This window comes from Lysobacter sp. yr284, assembly GCF_900107375.1.
GTDB lineage: Bacteria > Pseudomonadota > Gammaproteobacteria > Xanthomonadales > Xanthomonadaceae > Lysobacter.
This window is the reverse complement of the sequence record NZ_FNPT01000003.1, coordinates 334,972-357,973: the sequence shown is the minus strand read 5'-3', so window position 1 is coordinate 357,973 and position 23,002 is coordinate 334,972. Positions and strand designations below refer to the sequence as shown.

Below are 23,002 nucleotides of genomic sequence, written 5' to 3'. Positions count from 1 at the left end.
CGGGCGCGCGTTGCGGGTTCGCGGGCGTCTGCGTGTCGGCGCCCCCGCCTTGGGCGTGCGGGCTGCTTTCGGGCCGGAGGCTTCTGGGCGGGTTGCTGTCCCGGCGGCGCTGGGCGGTGGCCGTGTCCTGGTTGCCGGTCGGGTGGCGTTTGCCTCGCGCGTGGCGGCGGGTTCTCGTCGCGGCGGCGTGTGGGTTGCTGGCCTGGCTGGGCGGGGTGGGGATTTTTGGGTGCTTGCCGGTTTGCGCGCCTTTTTGCGGGGCGTCGTGTTCTGGGGTCGCGGCGGTGGCGGTGCGGGCGTGGTCTTCGGCGTCGCCGGCGGTGATCTTCACGGTCTGGTGGGCGTGCTGGGCGTTGGTCTGGACGGGCGCGTGCGTCGCGCTGCCTCTGGTGCGCCTGTTGCGTCGGCGGCTGCTGGGTCCGCGGCGGCGGATGTGGGTGCCGGGGATCGGGTGGCTCCGGACCTGGGCCTTCTGTGGCCGGCGCGCGTCCTGGTCTTGTTTGCTGTCCTCCCCCTGCCTTCGGTTCTGTCGGCGTTTGCTGTCGCCGTTCTGGGCGTTCTCGTGGCGGTGCTGGCCGGACGGCGCTGCCTGTCGGGCCTGGTTTTTGTCGCTGTTGGCGGTGGGCGGGCGCGCGGCCGCGGCCTGTTGCTCGTCCTGGGGTCGCGTCTGCTCGTTCTAGGCGCCGCGTTCGGCCGTTGCGTGCGCGTTGGCGCGGCGGGGGCCGGCGGCTTGCCGTTGGCTGGTGCGCTGGCTGCTCTCGGCGGTGTCGGCGGTGCGCCGGGTGCGTTCGCGGCTTCGGTGGTTCAGGTTCGCTGGCTTGGTGGGCGCCGCGTTTGTGGTGGGCTGGGGCCGGGGCCGTGTGCGGGCGGTGGTGGCGGGTTCGGTTCGCCCGGTGGGGGTGGGCCCTCTGCTGGTGCTGCTGGTGGTTGGCTCTGTGCGGGGTGCGCTGGCGCTCCTGCGCGTTCGTTTGTTCTGCAGCGAGGTGCTGCCGCACCTGCGCGGCATCTGGGACGACGAGGGCTGGGAGAACCGCTGGTGGCCGCAGCGCTTGCGCGGTGCGCGCAACGCGCCGCCGGCGCCGGCGCAGCCGGGATGGGTGGGCGCATGAACATCGAGCAGCGCGTGGTGCGCGCGTGGAACGGACGGATCAACACCCGCGTGGACGTGTGCGGCAGCGGCCCGCCGCTGCTGTTCCTGCACGGCGAGAGCGGCCACTGGGACCCGTTCCTGGACCGGCTCGCGCAGCGCTTCACCGTCTACGCGCCCGACTTCCCCGGCACCAGCCCGGGCGCCGAGCAGGAGATCGACGAGCTGCGCGACGTCTGGGACCTGACCTTGTACTTCGACGAACTGCTCGACGCGCTCGGGCTGGATTCGGTCGCGGTGGCCGGCCATTCCATCGGCGGCATGTTCGCCGCCGAGCTGGCCGCGCATGCGCGCGCGCGCATCCGCCGGCTGGTGCTGATCGCCCCGGCGGGCCTGTGGCGCGACGATCACCCGGTGCCGAACTGGTGGTCGATTCCGGCCGCGCAGCTGCCGCAGTGGACCGTGGCCCAGCCCGAGGGCCTGGTCGGGCAGATCATGTTCGCGGTGCCGCGCGACCGCGACGCGGCGATCGAACGGGTGATCCGCAAGACCTGGGCGCTGGCCTGCGCCGGCAAGTTCACCTGGCCGATCCCGGACAAGGGGCTGGCGCGGCGGATCCACCGGATCAGCGCGCCGAGCCTGATCGTGTGGGGCCGGCAGGACCGGATGATCCCGCCGGTCTACGCCGAGGAATTCGCCGCGCGCATCGGCGGCGCGCGCACGCTGCTGGTCGACAACGCCGGGCACATCCCCCAGCTCGAACAGATGGATCAGGTCGGCGACGCGGTGATGCGGTTCCTGGACTGAGCCCCGCGCAGTCGCGCTGGCGCCTGTAGGAGCGGCGCGAGCCGCGACCGCGAACTCGCGCCTTCGACGAAACCCTCGCCGTAGCCGCGGACTCGCGGTCGCGGCTCGCGCCGCTCCTACAAAGAGCTGACCCCCTGGTTACAGCGCGTCTTCCAGGTTGATCCCCGGCGCGCCGTAGATCGTCGGCGGCTGGCCGCCGGCGACCATCATCAGGATGCTGAGCTGGCCGCGGTGGTGCGCTTCGTGGCGCAGCATCAGGTTCAGCAGCTCCATGCGCGTCCATGGATTGCCGTAGAAATCCACGCTCTCGTCGACCCAGGCCTCGTCGCGCTCCGCCACCGCCTGCATCAGCGCCGCGTGCGAGCGGCGGAACGCCGCGGTCATCTCCGCCACCGTCGCCGGCACTTCGTCCGCCGGCACCTCGTTGTCGCCGCCCGGCTGCGCGCCCATGACCTCGGCGCAGAACCAGCGTTCGCTGATGCAGATGTGCCAGACCAGCCCGCCCAGGGTCCAGCCCTTGTCGGGGACCACGGTCTGTTCGTTGCGCCCCTCCGGCACCCGGGCGAACACCTCCAGGGTGGTCTCGTTCTCGCGTTCCCAGGTCTTCAATACGCTCTGGATATCGGCTCGCATGCGGATGTCTCTTGGCAGCAAAGGGAAGGACGGCGGAGGGAGCTAGCGCAGGGACGAACCCGGCGAGCGCATGTAGACCATGAACTGCACGGCCTCGGTCTTGCTCAGGTCGTCGAGCTGCGACTTGCCCAGGCGGTTCCACAGCAGGTGCGCCAGCGCCTCGTCGGAATAGCCCAGGCGCGCGGCGGTGTTCTGGATGGTCTGCTTCTGCACCGGGCTGAGCGGCCCGGTCGGGCGCGACTTGGCGGCCAGCGCGGGCTCGACGTAGCGCGCGGTCTGGCCGATGTCGGCGAGGATCTTGTCGACCTCCTGCGCGTCCAGCTGCGGCGGGCAGAACCGCGCCGGCTCGGTGTCCGGCAAGGCCTGCTCGCAGGCGCGGCGCAGCACCGCGCGCATCCCGCTGACCTTCTCGCGCAGGCTCGCCGCGGGGCGCGCGTATTCGGCCTCGATCTGCGGCATCGCCTCGGCCAGCGCGCCGTGCGCGCCGGAACCGGCCAGATGCGAGCCCAGGTTCTGGATGTAGGAATCGCGATGGAAGTTGTCCACGCACAAAAACCGGCCGAAGCGGTTGCGGCGGAAGCGCAGGTTGAACGACATCGCATCGTCCACATAGCCCAGGTAATGCCAGATCAGCGCCGGCATGTAGATGGTCTCGCCGGGTTCGAGCACCGCGTGGTAGCCGCCGACTTCGGCGACGAAGTCCAGCTGCTCCTGAGTCGACATCTGCTCCAGGTACACGCCCGAGGACCACGGCGCGCCCGAGGTGGTGCGCAGGTCCACGCAGGCCTCTGGCTGGAACAACAGCACCTGCTTGCGGCCGAACATCTGGTGCAGCAGCACCTGGCGGTGGTCGCCGTCGAAGTGCAGGTGGGCGCGGTTGCCGGCGTTGGCGACGAAGATGTTCGAGCACAGGTCGTGGTCGCCGTACTTGCGCGGCATGTCCAGCACTTCCGGCTCGTCCAGGTCCTGGGCCAGGCAGAACTCCGGCAGCCGGAACATGCGCATGATGCTGGCCGGGATCTCGTACTCGGTGCACAGCAGCGCGGTGTCCGGGTTGGCCCGCACGTGCGCCCAGTACTCGTCGAAGGTCATGGTGGTCTCGACCGCGGTCTCCGGCGAACTGGCGGCGACGGCGTACTCGGTCTGCACGTTCATCGGCACGCCGCCGAACGCGGCGCTGGCGTCCTGGAGCGTGCGGATCGCGTCGATCGGCTGGCCCGCGAACAGGTCGGTGATGATCACCGGCGTGCGCGTGCGGACGTAGTCGCGCAGGAACCGCTCAGGATCGGGCCTGGAGATTCGTGCGATTTCCTTCGCTGCCATTGCGGTTTCCTCGATGCGTTTTATGGATGCGTTGTGGAAGATTGCCTGGTGGGCGCCGGCGCGGCGCCCGGGTAGAACTCATATCGCGCGCAGGTCGTCCACGACCTGGCTGCGCACCGCGCGTATCGCCGGCACCAGCCCGCCGATCACCCCGATCGCCAGCGCCGCGGCGAAGCCCTGCAGCACTACCGACGGGGTCATCGACACGTCGAACACCAACTGGCGCAGGTCCGCGCCGACCGCGGTGCTGACCGTGCGGCCGCCGGCCACCAGCGCCGCCAGGACCGCGCCGAGCGCGCCGCCCAGCAACGCCAGCAGCGCGGCCTCGACCACGATCGAGCTGACCACCACCAGCGGCGGGAAGCCGAGCGCGCGCAAGGTGGCGATCTCGCGGCGGCGGTCGTCGATGCTGGAGTACATCGCGTTGATCGCCACGAACATCGCCCCCAGCGCCATGATCCCGCCCATCACATAGGCCATGAAGCCGAGCAGGCCGTTGAGGCTGCGCGATTCGCGCTGCAGGAACTCCGGCTCGCTGAACACGTCCATGGCGATGCTGGGGTTGGCGGCGACGGCCTGCTTGAACCCGGCCACGCCGGCCGCGTCGGGCAGCACCACGGTGACGTTCTGGAACATCGGCCGGCGGCTGACGTCCATGACCACGGTCGCGTCGGCCATCAGTTCGGACTCGCGCATGCTGTGCTGGGCCGCGAACACGCCGACGATCTTCCATTGGGTGCCGTAGGCGGCGACCTGCCCGCCCAGGCTCAGGCCCTGGAACTGTTCCATCGCCTGGCGGCCGACCACGACCTCGAACTTGCCCGGCTCGAACATGCGCCCGGCGACCAGCTTGATCTCCGGACGCACCGCCAGCACCTGCGGGCCGACGCCGCGGATGGTGCCGTTGACCTCCAGCCCGCTGGACTTCTCCACCAACGTGATCGGGCCGACCGCCTCGGCGGTGAGCAGCACGGTGCCGTCGGCGTTCTTGCGCACCTGGGTCGAGTTCTGGATCGCGCGCAGGTCGTCGAGCGAGATCGCGCTGGCGATCTCCACGGTCGAGCCGGCGCGCAGCACGATCGCCCGGTCGGGCCGGCCGGCGTCGCGCATCGCTCCGTCCAGGCCGGCGTTCATCGCCAGCACCCCGGAGAACACCGCCACCGCGCCGGCGATGCTGACCACCATCACCAGCGCGTTGAGGCGACGGCGCGACAGCCCTTGCAGGTTCATCAGCGCGGCCTGCGCGATCAGTCTGAGTTTGTGCATGCGCGGCCTCCTCAGCGTCCGGACAACGCGGCGACGAGGCTGAAGCGCATCGCACGCACGATCGGCAGCAAGGCGCTGACCAGGGCGATGCCGAGCGCGATCGCCAGGCCGCTGACGTACACGCCCGGCTGCATGCGCATGGCGCCGAACAGCTCGGCCACCGCCGGGAACGCCAGCGCGGCCAGGCCGAACCCGGCGATCGCCGCCATCAGGCTCAGCAACAAGGCCTCGCCGAGGATCAGCCCGGCGATGCGCAGCGGGGTGAAGCCCAGGGTCATCAGCACCGCCAGTTCGGCGAAGCGCTGGCGCACCGACTGCATCATGGTGCTGGCGCTGACCACCAGCAGGGTGAACAGGACCGCGCCGATGATGAAGTTGCCGACCGTGCGCAGGTCGTTGATCTGCCGCCACTGCACCGCGGCGTAGGCGTTCTCGGTGCGGGTGCGGGTCTGCAGCGGCGAGTTCTCGGCGAGCTTGTCGATGGCCTGGGCGATCGCGCCGCTGCGTTTCTCGTCGTTCACCCGCACGATCATCAGGTGCACCTGGCCGGCGCCGAACGCGCGCGCCTCGTCGAAGTAGTCGAGGTTGACGAAGAACAGGTCGTTGAGCGCCGGCGAGGCCTCCGACGGCTCGTACACGCCGACGATGTCGAAGTACCAGATGTCGCTGCCGTCCTTGCGCGGCCAGATCGAGGACTTGATCGGGACGCGGTCGCCGATCTTCCAGCCGAAGCGCTTGGCCAGGTTCTTGCTGATCACCGCGCCGGACTTGACGATGCCCATGGTCTCCAGCTGGCTGCGCGGAAGGTGCAGTTCCGGATACATGCGGAACATCCGCTCCACGTCCGCGGCCACGATCGGCAACTGCACCGTCGGGCGCTGGTAGTAGCCGACGAAGTAGGCCCAGTAGGCGACGTCCTCGACCCCGGGGATCTTCTCCACCTGTTGCGCGAACGGCAGGATCAGCGGGTGGTACATGCTGATCCGGTTCATCACGTACAGGCGGTCGAGGTGGAAGCGCTCGGTGACGTGGTCCAGGCCCTGGTTGATGCCGTTGAGCAGCCCGAACAACAGGAACGCCACCGTCATCGACGCGAAGGTCAACCCGGTGCGCACCGGCTTTCGCCACAGTCCCTTCCAGATCAGCAACAAGTGGTTCATGGTTCGGCTGCGTACTCCATCGATGCGTCGGTTGCGGGGATGTACCGGACGGGCCCTGCCCGCCCGCGGCTCAGTCGTTGCTGCGCAAGGCGCGCGCCAGCGGCTCCAGGTTGGCCGGATACGGCCGTCGCGGCGCGCCGGCGGCGTCCAGCGCGGCCATGTGCCCGGCGTCGAGTTCCACCGCGCAGGCGCCGAGGTTCTCCTCGGCCTGGGCCAGGCTCGACGGGCCCATCGCCACCGCGTTCATGCCCGCGCGGTTCAAGGCCCAGCGCAACGCCACCTGCGCGCGCGGACGGCCCAGTTGCGCGGCGACCTCCGCCAGCGCCGCATCCACCGGCGAGGACGCGCCTTCGCGCCCGGCCTTGGCGTCGGTCAATGCGCCGCGCGCCAGCGGGCTCCAGGCGATCGCGCCGAGCCCCTTGTGCGCGCACATCGGCAACAGTTCGGCCTCGATGTCGCGCTGGTGCAGGTTGTACAGCGCCTGCACGCAGCAGTAGCGCGACCAGCCGTTGCCTTGCGCGGTCCACAGCGCCTCGTTGAGGCGCCAGGCGGTGTAGTTGGATGCGCCCAGGTACAGCACCTTGCCCTGCCGCACCAATTGCTCGAACGCGGCCAGGGTCTCCTCCAGCGGCGTGAGGAAATCGTCGGAGTGGGCGAAATACAGATCGATGTAATCGGTCTTGAGCCGGCGCAGCGAGGCTTCGCAGGACTGCACGATGTGCTTGCGCGACAGTCCGAGCTGGTTCGGCCCGGGACCGGTGCGGCGGAACACCTTGGTCGAGATCACCAGTTGCTCGCGCCGCTCGCCGATCCACTCGCCGAGCAGGCGCTCGCTTTCCGGCGAGAAATCGGCGGTGTCGACGAAGTTGACCCCGGCGTCCAGGCAGCGCGCCCAGATCCGCCGCGCCTCGTCGGCCGGCGTGCTGCCGCCGAACTCGGTCGCGCCCAGGCACAGTTCGGAGACTTTGAGTCCGGTCGAGCCGAGAAAGGAATAGCGCACGCGCGGGCCTCAGTGGGTCGCAGGGGCGTCGACGGCGCGCCCCTTGTCCAGGTGCAGCTGGCGCGTCGCCCGCGCCGCCGCCGCCGGATCGTGGGTGACCATGACGATGGTCTTGCCGTGCTCGCGGTTGAACGCGCCGAGCAGGTCCAGCACTTCGTCGGCGCTGGCGCGGTCGAGGTCGCCGGTGGGCTCGTCGCACACCAGCAGCGGCGCGTCGGTGACGATGGCGCGGGCGATCGCCACGCGCTGCTGCTGGCCGCCGGACAACTGCGCCGGCTTGTGGTCGATGCGGTGCGACAGGCCCACCACCTCCAGCGCGATGCGCGCCTGGCGCCGGCGCCGGGCGGCGTCCAGGCCGCTGAGCAGCAACGGCACTTCCACGTTCTGGGCGGCGGTCAGGGTCGGCATCAGGTGGTAGAGCTGGAACACGAAGCCGATGTGGCGGCCGCGCCAGCGCGCCAGTTCGGTCGCGCTCATCTCGCCGATGCGCGCGTCGGCCACGGTCAGTTCGCCGGAGCTGGGCTTGTCGAGGCCGGCGATCAGGTTCAGCAGGGTCGACTTGCCCGAACCCGACGGCCCCATCAGCGCGACGAACTCGCCCTCGGCGACGTCCAGGTCGACCCCATGCAGCACTTCGACGCTGTTGGCGCCGAGCCCGTAGGATTTGCGCAGGTTGCGCACCGACACCAGGCTCATGCGAAGGACCGGTCGTAGTGGTGCGCTTGCGGCGCCTGCGCGAACAGTTCGCGCAGGCGCGCGCGCAGGTCGTCGCCGGCCTGCACCGCGCAGCGCGGCAGCACCAGCGGGTGGCTGTGCGCGGACGCGGGCTGGTTGCCGGTGGTCACCGCCGCGGCGAAGCCGGCGCGCTGCGCGGCGCGCACCGATTCCTCGTCGAAGGCGCCGTAGGGATACGACAGCGAGCGCACCTCGCGCCCGAGCAGCGCTTCCAGCCGCTGCCGGCACAGCAGCAGTTCCCGTTCCTTGATCGGCAGCGCGTGCGCCGGCAGCAGCAGGTGGTTCTCGGTGTGCGCGCCCAGTTCCATGCCCGGCATCGCGTCGAGATGGCGCAGTTCCTCCGGGGTCATCGCGCGCACCGGCCCGGCGCCGTCGGCCGCGGCCAGCCCGCTCCAGCCCAGCAGCGCGGCGATGCGTTCGCGCCGCTGCTCCGGCGTCCAGGCATAGAACGGGCGGCGCACCGCGTCGAAGGCCGCGCGCCGCTGTTCGGGCGTGGCCAGCGGCAGCGGCGCCGGCGCGCCGGCCAGGTCGGCGTCGAGCTCGGCCGGCAGCGACTGGTGGTCGAACACGCGTTGCAGGGTTTCCCACCAGAACTCGGCGGGCCCGTCCAGGGTCGCGGTGATGACGAAGAAGGTCGCCGGGTACTCGAACTCGCGCAGGATCGGCGCGGCATCGGTGAGCGCGTCGAGGTAGCCGTCGTCCAGGGTGATCGCGACGCTGCGCGGCGGCGCGTCGCCGCGCGCCAGCGCCTGCGCCAGCTCCTGCAGCGGCAGCACCTGGCAGCCCTCCTCGCGCAGCACGGCCAGATGGGCGCGGAACTCGGCCGGCGACACGCACAGCTCGGTGCCGTCGTCGGCGATGCGGTGGTACATCAGGATGACGGCGTTGCCGTGGCTCGGTTCGGTTCGCATCTGCTGGCTGTCCGGGGAGTGATCGGCGTGCGGCGGTTGGGCGGGAGGATGTGGCGGCGCTAACGGGTTGCGGGAGACGCTTCGGCAGGCGCGGCGGCGCGGATCTGCGCGACCAGGCGGGTCAGCACGTTGCCGGGGCCGGCTTCGACGAACGAGGTCGCGCCGCTGCGCAACAGGCCCTGCACGCACTTCACCCACAGCACCGGCCGCACGATCTGGCGCACCAGCAACGAGGCGATCACCGCGCTGGGCGCCTGCGCCGGATAGAAGGTGCCGGTGACGTTCGACATCACCGGCAGGCGCAGCGGGGAAAACGCGAAACCCTCGAGGAACCCGGCGTAGGCGCGCGCCGCGTCCTGCATCAGCCGCGAATGGAACGCACCGCTGACCGACAGGCGCACGCAGGCGCCAGCGCCGGCGGCCTCGAACAGCGGCAAGGCGCGTTCGATCTCCTCCTGCGGGCCGGACACCACGGTCTGGGTGGGCGCGTTGTAGTTGCCGATGTCCACCGCGTCCAGGCCGTGGGCCATCATCAGCTCGATGATCCGCCCGGCCTCGAGCCCGAGCACCGCGGCCATCGCCCCGCCGCGCGCCTGCGCCATCAGTTCGCCGCGCCGTTGCACCAGGCGCAGGCCGGTCATCAGGTCGAACGCGCCGGCCGCCTGCAGCGCGTTGTACTCGCCCAGGCTGTGCCCGGCCAGGAACGCCGGCGCGGCGCCGTCGCGCAGCGCGCGGATGCCGTGCAGGGCGTTGACCATGTACAGGCACGGCTGGGTGTAGCGGGTATCGGCGAGCTTGTGCGCGTCCTGGCAGGCGCCGCGCAGCGAATAGCCGAGCACGCCGTCGGCCTGCGCCTCGATCGCCGCGTACTCGGGCAGATCGAACAGCGCGCCGCCCATTCCGGCTTTCTGGGCGCCCTGCCCGGGAAAGATCATCGCCTGCATCGGCCGCTCCTTCGGGTCATGGTGGCGGCCTCAGGCGCGGGCGAAACGCCAGCTCGCCCACGCGACCATGCGCAGGCGCGGCCACCACGGCATCGGCCGCGACCACAGCTCGCGCACCAGCTCGCGGTAGATGCGCGGGCGCTTGCCGAAGGCGCGGGCGTTGCCGCGGAAACGGGCGAAGTCGATCGGCACGCCGGGGAAGTCCTGCGGCCCGCTGACCGGCTCGCGGTCGGGCTTGGGTTCGAACAATCGCAGCACCTGGTCGTTGCCGAAGTGGTTGCTGACCACGAAGGCCTCGACGGTGTCGCTGAGGTCGACGAAGCGCAGCGCGCCCTCGCCCGCCTCGCCCGCCTCGCCGGCGGCGTCCGCTGCGCCGTCCACGCACGCCTGCGCGCGGCGCTGGAAGTCGTCCATGCGCCCGGCGATGAACGCGGTGGCTTCGACCGCGCGGGCGTCGTTGAGCGACCAGCGCTGCTGCAGCAACTGCATCAGCGCCGGGCCGCGTTCGGGCAGGAACCACAGGTCGGCGACCTGGTGATGGATCGCCAGCACCGTCAGCCGGTGCTGCGGCCAGCGGCACAGCAGCGACAGGCCGGTGGACAGCACCCAGTCGCCGCGATGCCAGGCGCAGCGGTAACCCAGCGGCGCGCGCCGGCTGTGCACCAACTCCCATTGCCGGCTCTTGCGGCTGGCCAGGGTCGCGATCGGCGCCAGTTCGGTTTCGCGTTGCGCCACCGTGCGCTGCATCTGCTCGACGAAATCCGCCGGCAGCGCGTCGTCGTCGTCGAGGATCGTGGTCAGCAGACGGGTGGTCTGCGCCGGCGCGTACGCCTGCAGCCAGCCGGTCTCGGTTAGGTCCTGGGCCGGGTCGTAGTCGTACAGATGGGTGCGCGGGCGGCCGGCGACCAGCGCCTGCAGGCGTTCGCGCCACGACGGCGGCAACTCGGGGTCGACGACGATGAACCAGTCGAAGTCCTGCGAGGTCTGGCCCAGCAGCGACGGCAGGCAGGTCAGCTCGAACAGCGAGTAGCGCAGCGCCAGCCGCTTGGGTTCGAGCGGATCGCGCCGCAGCAGCGAGACCAGGACCCCGTTGAGGCCGGCCGCCGCGGTGGTGTGGCGGTAGCTGAAACGGGTGATGACGGCATGCCAGAGCATCGTTCAACCTGCCTGGTCGGCGTGGAGCGGCGCGGCGGCGTGCGGCGCCAGCCGCTGCGCTGCGTACTGGCGCAACAGCGCGTTGAAGCGCGCCGGGTTGTCGAGCATGACCGCGTGGCCGGCGCGCTGCACCGACTCCACCTCGGCCTGCGGCACGCGTGCGCAAAACGCTTCGCACCAGCGCTTGCCGCACAGCGCCGAGGCGGCGCCGCGCACCAGCAGCAGCGGCGCGCGGATCTCGCTCAGGCCCTGCCAGAGTTCGTCCTCGACCGAGGCGGCCTGGTCCTGGTAGCCCAGCGCGCGATCGGCCTTGAGCCGGAACTCCTCGGGGCCGAGCCGCTCCAGCGCGTCGACGGCCAGCGCCTGCAGCAGCGGCGGCGGCACCAGCGGCATGGTCGCCTGCAGATGCTCCAGGTATTCCTCCGGCGAGCGGTAGCGGAACTTCAGCCGCAGGAATTCCTCGCGGATGTGCGCCGACGCGGTCGGGCTCAGGCCCGGCCCGCCGTCCACCAGCACCACCGCGCGCGGCGGGCGCGGCAGGCGTTGCGCCGCCAACACCGCCACCGAAGCGCCGAGCGAGTGGCCGACCAGCACGTAGTCGCGCAGCTCCAGCGCGCGCGCGACCTCGATCAGGTCGGACACGTGCGCGGCGATGGAATAGCGCCGCGACGGATCGTGATCGGAGTCGCCGTGGCCGCGCAGGTCGGGCGCGGCCAGGCCGTAGTCCGGCATCGCCGCCGCCAGCGACCGCCAGACGAAACCGCCGTGGCTGAAACCGTGCACCAGCAGCAACGCGGGCGGACGTTCGCCCCAGGTGCGCACGTGCACGCGCAGGCCGTCGGCGACCTGCACGCGCAACCCGGCTTCGCGCGGATGCCCGGCCGCCGCGGCGCCGGCGTGGGCGGCGCGCGGATCGCTCATCGAGACCGTCATTCGGCCGCGCGGCCGCTGTCGGCGGCCTGCTGCAAGCGCAGGCGCACGCTGCGCGGGGTGAGGTCCTTCCAGACCTCGTCCACGTAGTCCAGGCACGCCTGTCGCGCGGCCGGGCCGTGCGCCACGCGCCAGCCGGACGGGACCGGGATCGACTGCGACCAGAGCGAGTACTGCTCTTCGTCGTTGATCAGGACGATGAAGTCCTCGGACGAATCGGGCTCGGACATCGTTACCTCGGATTCTCGGCGGGACGCGGCCCGCGCATGCAAGGAAGGCACGACTTTTGCGCGCCCATACTAGTGGCTGCCGGGCGGCCGAGTCCACGGCCGCGCAGGCGTCGTTCCGCAGTCCGCGAACGGCTCATATCGTGTAGCTCATCGGTTGCTCGCGACGCTTCGCCGGCGCGGCCTGCGGCGCCGGCGCGACGCTCCCGCCGGCGTCGGCGGCCGCAGCCGCGGCGTGGTCCTCGCCGATGTGCTGCATCAACGCGTCCAGGGTCGGATGGTCGAACGGCGCGGTCGTGGTCAGCTCCAACTGCAAGGACTGGTTGAGGCGTTCGACCCACTGCACCGCCAGCATCGAATCCATGCCGTAGTCGGTGAACGGCGTGGCCGGATCGAACTCGGCGGCGTCGATCGCCAGCACCGCCAGCAGCTCCTCGCGCACGCGCTCGCGCAGGCCGCCGGGCGCGGCCGGCGCCGCGCGAGGCGCGACGGCCGCTGGCGGCGCAGGCTGCGGTTGCGGCGCCGGCGGCGTCCACGATTGCGGCGGTTGCGGTGGTTGGGCTTGCTGCGGCGGCTGCGCCGCGACCGCCGGGCTGGCGCCACCGCTTGCGCTGGCCAGCAAGTGCGCGACCAGGGCGTCGATGGTCGGATAGTCGAACAGGCTGGTGGTGGTCAGCTCGACCACCAGCCGCCGGTTCAAGGCTTCGACGATCTGCACCGCCAGCATCGAGTCGATGCCGTAGTCGACGAACTCCGCGTCGCCGCGGATGTCGCCGCTGTCGATGCCGGCGATCTCGACCAGCGCCTGGCCGATGGCCTGGGCGATGCCGGCGCTGGCGGCGGTCGCTGCGGGCGGTGCGCTGGCTGCGGGCGCCGGCGCCTGTGCCACCGGCTGCGGCTGCGACGCAGGCTGCGGCGGCGCGGCGGCCGGCGCTGCCGCGCGGCTGGCGACGGCGTTCGTCGCTGCGCTCGCCGCGGGCGCGACGCTGCGCGGCCGCATCGACAGCAGGTGGGCCACCACCGCGTCGATGCTGGGATGGTCGAACAGGCTGGTGGTGGTCAACTCGGTGCCCGCGGTGGTGTTGAGCACTTCGACGGTCTGCACCGCCAGCATCGAGTCCAGGCCATAGTCGGTCAGCGGCGCATCGTCGCGCAGTTCGTGCGCGGGCACGTCCAGCGTTGCGATCAGGGCGTCGCGGACGATGCGGCGGATCGCCGCTGCCTCGTCCTCGACCGCGGGCGCGGCCGGCGCGACGGCCACCGGCTCGGCGACAGGCGCCGCCGGCGCCGCGGCGCGCGGCTCGGGCGCACGCAGCGTATCGGCCGCCTGCGGCGATGCGGGCTGCGCGCCGACCGGCTGGCGGACCCAGCCGTCGCTGGTCGCCAGCACGATCTGCTGCCCGAGCGAACGCGCGGCTTCGGCCGGCAGGCCGATCGCGCCGAAGCCCTGCCCGGCCAACACCGCGCGCCAGGATTCCGGCGACAGCGCCGGCGAGCCGGGAATGCGCAGGTGCGCGTCCTCGTACAGCCACCAACCCTTGAGCAGGCCGAAGGTGACGTGGGCGAACAGGCTGGTCGCGCACACCTCGTTCAACACCAGAAGGCCGTTGCGCTTGAGCGCGGCCTTGGCGTTGCGCAGGGTGCGGGCGATGTCGCCGGTGGCGTGCAGCACGTTGGCGGCGACGACGATGTCGAACCCGCCCACCTCGATGCCCTGCGCCGCCGCCGCGCGCTCCACGTCGAAACTGCCGTAGCTCATGTACGGCGCCCGCTGCGCGTACTCGTCCTGGGCCGCGACCGCGAACGAGCGCGAGATGTCGGTGAAGCGGTACTCGGCGAGGTTGGCCGCGTACGACTCCAGCGCCCGCACCAGCGGCGCGGTGGTGCCGCCGGTGCCGGCGCCGATCTCCAGGATGCGCAGGCGCACGTCCGGGTCGACCCGGCGGCGGCGCTCGATGTAGCGCACGATCGCGCTGCACAGCACCTTGTTGAAGTAGTCCGGCACCGGGCTGTCGCGGTAGATGCCCTCGACCAAGTGCGGCGAGGACTTCGGGAACAGCACGTCGGTGGCGGCGCGCTGGCCGCTCAGCACCGGGCCCAGTTCGCGCAAGGTCGCCTCGGCCAGGCGCACCGGCGCGGCCAGTTCCGCGCTGGCGAGCCATTGCGCGGCGTTGCGCTCCCATTCCTGCCACGGCGAAACCGCGGACGCGGGCCCGGCGGCGCGCCAGGCCTCGCCGTCGCGCGCGGCCAGGCCGCGCTCGCCGAGCAGGTCCAGCGTGTGCCGCAGCCAGGCGCGGTAGTGCGGCGCGACCCGCGTCTCGCGCGCCTGCTCGGTCGCGGCGGCGAACACGCCCAGCGCGTCGAGTTCATGCCGCAGCAGTTCCAGCAGCAAGGTCTCGAAGCGCTCGGGCAGTCCCTGCCCGGCCAGGCCGGCCGGATCGAGGTCGACCGGCGCGTCCAGCGGCACCACCGGCGCGGTCGCCTCGACCCGCCACAGGCGGTCGTCGGAGAACTGCACGCCGGTCAGCGCGTCCTCGCGTCGAGTCTTGAGGAACGCGAACTGGCGCAGCGGGCCGGCCAGCAAGCGCTCCAGCGCGGCCATGCCCTCGGCCGGCTCCACCGAGCCCATGCCGGCCTGGGCGATCCAGTTGCGGTAGCCGCTGGAAATCGCAGCGAAGCCGACGCTGCCCCAGTAGCCCCAGTTGACCACCCGCACCGGGCAGCGCCATTGCTGCGCCAGCCGCGCCGCGAACGCGTCCTCGACCGTGCAGCCGGCGGCGTAGTTGGCCTGGCGCGGAGTCTTTTCCAGCGCCTGGATCGAAGAGAAGAACAGCACGAAGTCCAGCGGCAGGTGGGCGAAGGCCTGGGCCATGCGCACCGACACTTCGATCTTGGCCGCCAGCCCGCGCCAGAAGCGCTGCTCGTCCATGCGTTCGAGCGGGTCGCCGGCCATCAGCAGCGCGGCGTGGACCACGCCGTGGATGGTGCCGAAGCGGCGTTCGATGTCGGCGCAGGCGCGCTCCAGCGACGGCTGGTCGGTGGCGTCGGCGGAGATGTAATGCGGCGCCGGGCCCAACTGGGACAGGCGGCCGATCTTTTCTTCCACGATCTCGTCGCGCTTGCGCAGGCCGATCCACACCACCTGCGCGGCGTAGCGCCGGATCAGGTATTCGCTGAACGCCTCGCCGATGCCGCCGGCGCCGCCGACCACGACGTAGACGCCGTTGCGGCGGAACGCGGTCTGCTCGGGTTCGGGCAGCGCGCACTGGATCCAGCGCTGGCGGTGCCAGCGGCCGTGGCGGTGCGCCCAGGCGTTGCCGTCGCGGTCGGCCGGCAGCGCCAGCAGCGCGTCCAACGGCCACGGTTGGCCGGCTTCCACGTCGACCAGGCGCACGCGCCAGTCCGGATATTCCTTGGCCAGGGTGCCGACCAGGCCGTGCACGCCGGCATGGGTGGGATCGACCGGCTCGTCGTCCAGCACCGGCTGGGTGCCGGCGGTGACCACGGTCAGGCCCAGCGGCTTGCCGGCATAGCCGAGCTTGAGCAGCGCCTTGACCAGGCGGAAGCTGGCCATCACCCCGCGCTGCTGGTCGACCACGATGCTTTCGCTGTCGACCGAGCGCGCCTGCGACGGCGGCACCAGCCAGAACAGGTGCTCGATGTTGCCGGCGACGCGCAGTTCCTCGGCGGCGCGGTCGGCGGTATCGGCGATCGCCGCCGACAGGTGGCGCGCGCGCGGATGGCGCTTGCGCAGTTGCGCGAACTGGGCCTCGTCGCCGCCGATCACGACGACGTTGGCCTTTTCCTGCGGCCAGGCATCGGCCTGCGGCGGCGCGGCCGGCTCCCACTCCGGCGCCAGGGTCAGCGCGCCGACGCGGTCGCCGCCGGGGAAGGCCTCGGCGTGCGCACCGGCGGGCGCCGGCGGCGCGGGCGACGGCAGCGGCGCGTGCGCGTGCGCGGGCCGCTGCGCCGGCGCTTGCGCGGGAAGCGTCGCGGCCGGCGCGTCGGCGGCCGCGGCCGGACGCTGCGGCGCGCCGGCTTCGCGCGAGGTCACCCCGCGCAGCGCCGCCACCACCCGTCCGGTCGGTTCGCACAGGTCGATGTCGAGCTTGTTGCCGTTGCTGCGGCGATCGCGGCGGATCCACACCCACATCTGTTCGCTGCACGGGCCGTACAGCTCGATCTGGTCGAGCGCGAACAGCATCAGCGAACGCGGCGCGGCGCCGTCGTCCGCGCGCTCCTCGCGGCCGTCGCCGATCTCGAAGCCGATCGAGGCCTGCAAGGCGCTGTCGAGCAGGCTCGGATGCAGGCCGAAGCCGTCCTGCACCGCCGCGGCCGGCAGCCGGATCTGGGCCAGCAATTGGTCTTCGCCGACGAAGGCGCGTTCGATGCCGCGGTAGCTCTCGCCGTAGGCCAGGCCCATCAGGTCGAACACGCGGTAGTAGTCGCCGCCCTTGAGCGTGCGCAGGTCGCAGCGTATGCGCAGGGTGCCGACGTCGACGAACGCACCGCGCGCGGGCGCCGCGTCCAGGACGATGCGGCCCTGGCAATGCGGCGTGTCGCTGCCCGCGCCGAGGATGCGGAACGCGAGTTCGCCGTCGCGCGCCGGCACCGGCTCCAATGCGACCTGCAAATCCACCGGCTCGGCCACGGCCAGCGGCCGCAGCCACACCACGTTGCGCAACTGCCGCACGCGCTGGCCCGGACGCGCCAGTTCCGCGGCGGCCCGCGCCATTTCCAGGCAGGCCGCGCCGGGCAGCATCGGCGCGCCCTGGACGACGTGGTCGCGCAGGAACGGCTCCTGCCCGCTCCAGCGGGTGGCGTAGCGTGCGCCCTCGCTGCCGGCGACGGCGGCGTGCACGAACGGGTGCAACGGTGCGGCTGTCGCGGCCGGGGCGACACTCGCCGCAGTCGGCTTCGGCGCAGGCGCAACCGCGCCGGGCGCAGCGGCCGCGGGCGCGACGCTGGCGACAGGCGTGGCCACGGCGACGGGCGCAGCCTCGACCGCGGCCGCGACCGGCGCGACGGCGACTTCGCTGCGCGGCGCGGCGCGCTCGGGCACCCAATAGCGCTTGCGCGAGAAACGGTACAGCGGCAGCGCGATGCGCCGCTGCGAAGCGAACGCGGACCCCAGTTCCGGCGCGAGGCCTTGCACGTGCAGCGCGGCCAGTTCCGCCAGCAGCCGCGCGCGTTCGCCGTCGTCGCGCGTCTGCGCCAGCGCCTGCAGGCGCTGCTGCGCCGGGGCGTAGCGTTCCTCGCCGCCGTTGCCGGCGGCCGCGGTGCCCGCGAGCACGCGCGACGCGCCGCCGGCCAGCCAGCGGCGCAGTTGCGCGGCCGCATCGGCCGCGTCGTGGGCGACCAGCGCCAGGCGATGGCGATGATGGCGACGGCCGACCGCCAGGGTGTAGCCGGCCGCGCTCAGCTCCAGCGCGCTTTCGCGCTCCAGGTGCTCGGCCAGCGCCGCGGCCTGCGCCGGCAGGTCTTCTTCGCGGAAGCCCGACAGCACCAGCAAGGTCGGCTGCGCGGCGGTCGCGGCGGCGGCCGCGGGCGGCGCCTCTTCGACCACCACATGGGCGTTGGTGCCGCTCAGGCCGAACGAACTCACCGCGGCCAGGCGGCGGCCGGCGGCGGGCTCCTCCCAGTGCTTGAGCCGGGTGTTGACCGTCAGCGGGCTGTCGGCGAAGGCGATGTGCGGATTGGGCTGGTCGAAGTGCAGCGACGGCGGGATCTGCCGGTGCTGCAGCGACAACAGCACCTTGATCAGCCCGGCCACGCCCGCGGCGGCGCCGGTGTGGCCGATGTTGGTCTTGATCGAACCGATCGCGCAGAAGCCGGTGCGGTCGCTGTAGTGGCGCAGCGAGCGGCCGAGCGCCGCGGCCTCGATCGGATCGCCGAGGATGGTGCCGGTGCCGTGCGCCTCTACCATCTGCAGGCGGCCGGCGTCGATGCCGAAGCTGTCGTAGACGTGGCGCTGCAAGCGCTCCTGCGCGCCGGCGCTGGGCGCGGTGATGCCGTTGCTGGCGCCGTCCTGGTTGATCGCGCTGCCGCGGATCACGCCGTAGATGTGGTCGCCCGCGTCGAGCGCGTCCTGCAGCCGCTTGAGCACGACCACGCCGACGCCTTCCGACGGCACGAAGCCGTCGGCCTGGGCGCCGAACGCGCGGCAACGGCCGGTCGGCGAGAGCATGCCGGCGCGGCTGGAGGAGATCAGGAAACCGGGCGTGCACTGGATCCACACGCCGCCGGCCAGGGCCACGTCGGTCTCGCCGGTCCACAGCCCCTGGCAGGCCAGGTGCACGGCGACCAGCGAGCTCGAACAGGCGGTGTCCAGGGTGATCGCCGGGCCCTGCAGGTCCAGGTAATAGGCGATGCGCGCCGACAGCACCGAGGCGGCGTTGCCCCACATCGCGTGCGGCGGCAGCGAGGGCTGGCCGTGCAGCAGTTCGCCGTAGTCGCCGCCGTTGAAGCCCATGTAGACGCCGCAGCGCGCGCCGGCGATGCCCTGCCCCGCGTAGCCGGCGTCTTCCAGCGCATGCCACGAGGTTTCCAGCAGCACCCGGTGCTGCGGGTCCATGAAATTGGCTTCGGTGCCGGAGATGTTGAAGAACAGCGGATCGAACTGGTCGATGTCGCCGAGGAAGCCGCCGCGCGGGCAGACCTTGATGTCCTCGGGCAGGCCCAGCGAATCGATCTTCCAGCGGGTGATCGGCTCGGTCACCTCGTCGCCCGCGGCCAGGTGCGCCCACAGCGTCTGCAGGTCGGGCGACTGCGGGAAGCGGCCGCTCATGCCGACGATGGCGATCGGGCCGGGCGCCGCGCCGGCGCCGCTGCGCTGCGCCGCCGGTTGCGTACGCGCGCCGAAATCGGCCGCGGCATCGTTGGCCGCCGCGGTCGTGCGGCGGTCCGCATCCGTGGCGGACTGCGCCGGCGCCGCTTGCGCCACCACCGGCTGCGGCTGCGCCGCGCGCGCGGCGGCGTGCAGTTGCGGGGTGTCGTGGTCCTGCAGCACATGCCGCACCAGCTTGTTGACCGAGCTGTGGTCGAACAGGCTGGTGCCGGCCAGTTCGATGCCGAGCGCGTCGTTGAGCGCGCGCACGATCCGCACGCTGCTGATCGAGTCGACGCCGTAACCGGCGAACGCGCTGTCCGGATCGATGCGCTCCGGCGCCAGCTTGAGGATTGCGGCCAGCTGCGCGAGCAGCGTGTCCTTCACATGGGCTTCGAGGTCGATGGCGGCCACCGTCTGGTCGGGTTCGTAGTCGGGTTGGGATTCGGGTTCGGCACGCGCCGGTTCGCGCTCGGTTTGCGCTGCGCGAACCGGCGGCGCGACGGCCGGCGCGGGCGCCGCGGCTTCGGCCGCCGGCGCCGGCTCGGGCACGCGCAGGCCCTGCGCGCCCAAGCGGTGCAGCGCCGCCAGCTGCGGCAGCGCGGCGTGCATGAAGACTTCCAGCGCGGCCATCGCCTCGGCCGGCCGCAGCGCGCCGATGCCGGCCTGGGCGAAGCGTTCGCGCACCCGCGGCGGCAGGCTCGCGGTGGCGCCGATGTCGCCCCAGAAGCCCCAGTTGAGGGTCTTGACCCGGCGGCCGTAGCGGCCCGCCAGGCCGCGCGCCAGCGCGTCCTGGTACAGGCTGCCGGCGCTGTAGTTGCTCTGGCCGGCGTCGCGCGAATAACTCACCAGCGACGAGAACAGCACCACGCCGTCGGCGACGTCGTCGGCGAACGCGCCCAGCAGGTTGGCGGCGATCCTGGCCTTGGTCGCGAACGCGCGCTCGAACCGCGCCGCGTCCATGACCGCCAGGCCCTGGTCGTGCAGTTCGATGGCCGAATGCACGATGCAGTCGATCCGGCCGTACGCGCGCAACGCCTGCGCGCGCACCGCGGCCAGCGCGGCCGGGTCGGCGGCGTCGGCCTGCAGGTACAGCGGCGCCGGCCCCAGCGCGGCCAGCCGCGCGCGCTTGGCTTCGATCCCGGCATCGGCGGCGCGCCGGCCGACCCAGACCACGCGCGCCTGGTAGCGGCGCAGCAGGTATTCGCTGAACACCTCGCCCACGCCGCCGGCGCCGCCGACGATCAGGTACACGCCGTCGCGGCGGAACGCACCGTCGGTGCGCGCCGGCACCGGCACCGGCCGCAGCCGTTCGCGCGCCCACTGGCCGTCGTGGCAGAGCCAGCCGCGGCCCTGGGTGTCGGCGGGCACGGCGAGCAGTTGCTCGACGCCGATGCCGGCGTCGGCGCCGATCGCATCGGCGCGGCCCAGATCGACCAGGCGCAGGGTCCACTGCGGGTTTTCCTTGACCGCGCTGGCGACCAGCCCTTGCACGGCCGCGTGGCTCGGGTCGGTGCCGGCGTCGCGGGTGACCAGGGTCCACTCCAACGCGCCGGCGCCGTAGTCCTGGTCGAGCAAGGCCTTGATCGCGTGGAAGCACGCCAGCACCGGCGCGCTGCGCGCGGCGTAATCGAGCAATTCGTCGATGCGCTCGCCGCCGCCGTCGCCGGCGAACCAGAGGATGCGATCGATGCGGCCCAGCACGCGCAGCGCCTCGGCCCAGGCGTCGGCGCCGGCGGCGTCGCCCGCGGGCAGCGGCAAGGAAGCCGCATGCGGCCACAGCCGCGCGAACTGCGCCAGTTGTTGCGCGCTGGCGCCGACGACGGCGACGCGCGCGTGCGCGTCCACCGACTGCGGCGCCGGCGCCGCGACCGGCTCGGTATCGCCGATCAGCAATTCCAGCGCCGCCAGTTCCTCGGCGACGCGCTGCACCGGTGCGGCGGCCGGCGCGGGCTTGGCCGCGGCGGTCTCGCGGGTTTGCCCGCTTTCGCCGCCGGCGTTTGCGGCGTCTTCGCCGATGTCCACCCAGCAGCGCTCCTTGGCGAAGGCGTAGGTCGGCAGGTGCGCGGGGCGCCCCGGCCGCGACCGCGGCAGCTCGCGCCAATCCGGATCGAATCCGCCGACCCAGCGCGCGGCGAGCTCGGCCAGCGCCTGCGCATCGGCGCGCAGCGGCGCCGGCGCGGCGGTGTCGGCGCGATGCGATTCGCGCATCTGCGCGGTGACCCGGCCGGCGAACGACGCCGCTGCGGCGTTGCCGGCGAGGAAGTCCTGCAGCCGCGCGACCGCCTCGGCGCGGCTGGCGGCGACGAACGCCAGCCGCTGCTCGAACGCCGCGCGCCCGCTCTGCAAGGTATAGGCGACGTCCGCCAGCGGCGTGGCCGCATCGCGCTGCAGCCACTGCGCCAGCGCCAGCGCCTGCGCCTTGAGTTCGTCCGCGCCGCGCGCGGACAGCACGAACAGCTGCGGCTCGCGCGCATCGGCGTGGGCGGCGGCCTGCGCTTCGGGCTCGCGCCATTCCTCCAGCACCAGGTGCGCGTTGGTGCCGCTGTAACCGAACGAACTGACCGCGGCGCGGCGCGCGCCCGCTTCGGGTACCCGCCATTCGCGCAGTTCGGTATTGATCACGAACGGCGAGCCGCGCAGTTCCACGTGCGGGTTGGGCCGGCTGTAGTGCAGGGTCGGCACCAGGCGTTTTTCGCGCAGGGCCAGCAGCGCCTTGTGCACGCCGGCGACGCCGGCGGCGGCCGAGGTGTGGCCGATGTTGCTCTTGACCGAGCCGAGCGCGCAGAAATGCACCTCGGCGGTAGCTTCGCCGAACACCGTCGACAGCGCCTCGAATTCGATCGGATCGCCGAGCCGGGTGCCGGTGCCGTGGGCTTCGACGTAGCTGATCGAGGCCGGGTCGATGCGATGGCGGCGGTACACCTCGCGCAGCAGGTCGGCCTGGCTCTTGGCGCTGGGCGCGGTGATGCCGTTGGTGCGCCCGTCCTGGTTGATGCCCGAGCCGAGCACGACCGCGTGGATGCGGTCGCCGGCGGCGATCGCGTCGCTCAGGCGCTTGAGCACCAGGGTGCCCACGCCCTCGCCCGGGACGAAGCCGTCGGCGGAGTCGTCGAACGCGCTGCAGCGCCCCGCCGCCGACAGCATGCCGGCGGCGCACATGCTGACGTGGGTTTCCGGGCTCAGGTACAAGGTCACCCCGCCGGCCAGGGCGAGGTCGATCTCGCCGGCCAGCAAGGCCTGGCAGGCCAGGTGGGTGGCCACCAGCGAGGACGAGCACGCGGTGTCGACCGCGATCGCCGGGCCCTTGAGGTTGAGGTGGTAGGCGATGCGCGCCGCGGCGATCGACGAGGAATTGCCGGTGGCCTCGCCGATGCCGGCGCCGGCCTGCCGGCACAGGCCGACGTACTCGTTGCCCATGATGCCCAGGTAGACGCCGCAGCGCGCCCCGTCCAGCGTCGCCGGCGCGTAGCCGGCGTCCTCGAACGCGCGATAGCCTTCCTGCAGGAACACCCGGTGCTGCGGGTCCATCACCGTCGCTTCGGCCGGCGAAATGCCGAAGAACAGCGGATCGAAGTTTTCCACTTCGTCCAGCGCGCCGAGCCACTTGCAATAGACCTTGCCCGGCTGCTGCGGACGCGGGTCGTAGAAGCGCTCCACGTCCCAGCGCGACGCCGGCACCGTGCGCACGCCCGAGCGGCCTTGCGACAGCAGTTCCCAGAACGCGTCGAGCGAGTCGGCGCCGGGATAGCGGCCGGACATGCCGACGATGGCGATGCGCTCGTCCGTGCCCGCATTCGTGCGCGCAGCAATCGCTGCGGCCGCGGGTTCCGGCGTCGCGGCCGGTTGCGCGGCCGCCTGCGCCAGCAGCCGCTTGGCCTGCTCCGGGGTGATCCGCCGCGATTGCAGGTCGCGCAATACGTCTTGTCGATTCATGCTGTCCATCCACTGGCTACGGTTGCGCCCGGCGCGGCCTGCAGCGACGCTGCGCGCCGCGC

Annotated in this window: 14 protein-coding genes; 2 read left to right on the top strand and 12 right to left on the bottom strand. The window is 72.4% G+C overall.

All coding sequences use genetic code 11. The annotated features are described in order from the left end of the window. The first annotated feature begins 743 nt into the window (after nucleotides 1–743). Nucleotides 744–1,109 carry a hypothetical protein gene (locus BLV01_RS25300; protein WP_139178562.1) on the top strand — a complete coding sequence of 122 codons (366 nt, stop codon included), beginning with the start codon at nucleotides 744–746 and terminating at the stop codon, nucleotides 1,107–1,109. After that, nucleotides 1,106–1,894 carry an alpha/beta fold hydrolase gene (locus BLV01_RS08280; RefSeq protein WP_175485823.1) on the top strand — a complete coding sequence of 263 codons (789 nt, stop codon included), beginning with the start codon at nucleotides 1,106–1,108 and terminating at the stop codon, nucleotides 1,892–1,894. Before BLV01_RS25300 ends, BLV01_RS08280 begins: the two co-directional genes overlap by 4 nt. A 138-nt stretch (nucleotides 1,895–2,032) precedes the next feature. Here the strand turns inward: BLV01_RS08280 and BLV01_RS08275 are convergent, their stop codons facing one another. From BLV01_RS08275 to BLV01_RS08220, 12 genes are all read right to left on the bottom strand, one after another. Then, a complete protein-coding gene (locus BLV01_RS08275; RefSeq protein ID WP_091797229.1) occupies nucleotides 2,033–2,527 on the bottom strand; it encodes a DinB family protein in 495 nt (164 codons plus the stop codon). A gap of 42 nt (nucleotides 2,528–2,569) precedes the next feature. Continuing rightward, complete coding sequence (locus BLV01_RS08270; RefSeq protein WP_091797226.1) at nucleotides 2,570–3,850, bottom strand: cupin-like domain-containing protein; 1,281 nt, start codon at nucleotides 3,848–3,850, stop codon at nucleotides 2,570–2,572. 78 nt (nucleotides 3,851–3,928) lie between these two features. Further along, complete coding sequence (locus BLV01_RS08265; RefSeq protein ID WP_091797223.1) at nucleotides 3,929–5,116, bottom strand: ABC transporter permease; 1,188 nt, start codon at nucleotides 5,114–5,116, stop codon at nucleotides 3,929–3,931. A gap of 11 nt (nucleotides 5,117–5,127) precedes the next feature. Continuing rightward, entirely contained in the window at nucleotides 5,128–6,276 is a 1,149-nt protein-coding gene (locus tag BLV01_RS08260; protein WP_091797220.1) for an ABC transporter permease, read from the bottom strand. A 70-nt stretch (nucleotides 6,277–6,346) separates the two neighbouring features. Next, nucleotides 6,347–7,276, bottom strand: coding sequence for an aldo/keto reductase (locus tag BLV01_RS08255; protein WP_091796418.1), 930 nt, complete (start codon nucleotides 7,274–7,276; stop codon nucleotides 6,347–6,349). A 9-nt stretch (nucleotides 7,277–7,285) separates the two neighbouring features. Then, nucleotides 7,286–7,972, bottom strand: a complete 687-nt coding sequence (locus BLV01_RS08250) for an ABC transporter ATP-binding protein (protein ID WP_091796416.1) — start codon at nucleotides 7,970–7,972, stop codon at nucleotides 7,286–7,288. Then, nucleotides 7,969–8,922, bottom strand: coding sequence for a polysaccharide deacetylase family protein (locus BLV01_RS08245; protein WP_091796414.1), 954 nt, complete (start codon nucleotides 8,920–8,922; stop codon nucleotides 7,969–7,971). The genes BLV01_RS08250 and BLV01_RS08245 overlap by 4 nt, the downstream gene beginning before the upstream one ends. Nucleotides 8,923–8,981: 59 nt before the next feature. Next, nucleotides 8,982–9,866, bottom strand: a complete 885-nt coding sequence (gene fabD / locus BLV01_RS08240) for an ACP S-malonyltransferase (protein ID WP_091796412.1) — start codon at nucleotides 9,864–9,866, stop codon at nucleotides 8,982–8,984. Nucleotides 9,867–9,896: 30 nt separating this feature from the next. Next, a complete protein-coding gene (locus tag BLV01_RS08235) occupies nucleotides 9,897–11,021 on the bottom strand; it encodes a glycosyltransferase (protein WP_091796410.1) in 1,125 nt (374 codons plus the stop codon). A gap of 3 nt (nucleotides 11,022–11,024) precedes the next feature. Further along, nucleotides 11,025–11,942, bottom strand: coding sequence for an alpha/beta fold hydrolase (locus BLV01_RS08230; RefSeq protein WP_175485822.1), 918 nt, complete (start codon nucleotides 11,940–11,942; stop codon nucleotides 11,025–11,027). Between the two features lie 8 nt (nucleotides 11,943–11,950). Continuing rightward, nucleotides 11,951–12,181: an MbtH family protein gene (locus tag BLV01_RS08225; protein ID WP_091796406.1), complete on the bottom strand. Its 231-nt coding sequence runs from the start codon at nucleotides 12,179–12,181 to the stop codon at nucleotides 11,951–11,953. Nucleotides 12,182–12,314: 133 nt separating this feature from the next. Continuing rightward, a complete protein-coding gene (locus BLV01_RS08220) occupies nucleotides 12,315–22,940 on the bottom strand; it encodes an SDR family NAD(P)-dependent oxidoreductase (protein WP_217633468.1) in 10,626 nt (3,541 codons plus the stop codon). Nucleotides 22,941–23,002 lie beyond the last annotated feature (62 nt).

Bases quoted from the DNA above. Each gene is read 5' to 3' on its own strand.
- BLV01_RS08280 (WP_175485823.1), top strand. From the start codon at position 1,106: ATGAACATCGAGCAGCGCGTGGTGCGCGCGTGGAACGGACGGATCAAC.
- BLV01_RS08275 (WP_091797229.1), bottom strand. From the start codon at position 2,527: ATGCGAGCCGATATCCAGAGCGTATTGAAGACCTGGGAACGCGAGAAC.
- BLV01_RS08270 (WP_091797226.1), bottom strand. From the start codon at position 3,850: ATGGCAGCGAAGGAAATCGCACGAATCTCCAGGCCCGATCCTGAGCGG.
- BLV01_RS08265 (WP_091797223.1), bottom strand. From the start codon at position 5,116: ATGCACAAACTCAGACTGATCGCGCAGGCCGCGCTGATGAACCTGCAA.
- BLV01_RS08260 (WP_091797220.1), bottom strand. From the start codon at position 6,276: ATGAACCACTTGTTGCTGATCTGGAAGGGACTGTGGCGAAAGCCGGTG.
- BLV01_RS08250 (WP_091796416.1), bottom strand. From the start codon at position 7,972: ATGAGCCTGGTGTCGGTGCGCAACCTGCGCAAATCCTACGGGCTCGGC.
- BLV01_RS08245 (WP_091796414.1), bottom strand. From the start codon at position 8,922: ATGCGAACCGAACCGAGCCACGGCAACGCCGTCATCCTGATGTACCAC.
- fabD (WP_091796412.1), bottom strand. From the start codon at position 9,866: ATGCAGGCGATGATCTTTCCCGGGCAGGGCGCCCAGAAAGCCGGAATG.
- BLV01_RS08235 (WP_091796410.1), bottom strand. From the start codon at position 11,021: ATGCTCTGGCATGCCGTCATCACCCGTTTCAGCTACCGCCACACCACC.
- BLV01_RS08230 (WP_175485822.1), bottom strand. From the start codon at position 11,942: ATGAGCGATCCGCGCGCCGCCCACGCCGGCGCCGCGGCGGCCGGGCAT.
- BLV01_RS08225 (WP_091796406.1), bottom strand. From the start codon at position 12,181: ATGTCCGAGCCCGATTCGTCCGAGGACTTCATCGTCCTGATCAACGAC.
- BLV01_RS08220 (WP_217633468.1), bottom strand. From the start codon at position 22,940: ATGAATCGACAAGACGTATTGCGCGACCTGCAATCGCGGCGGATCACC.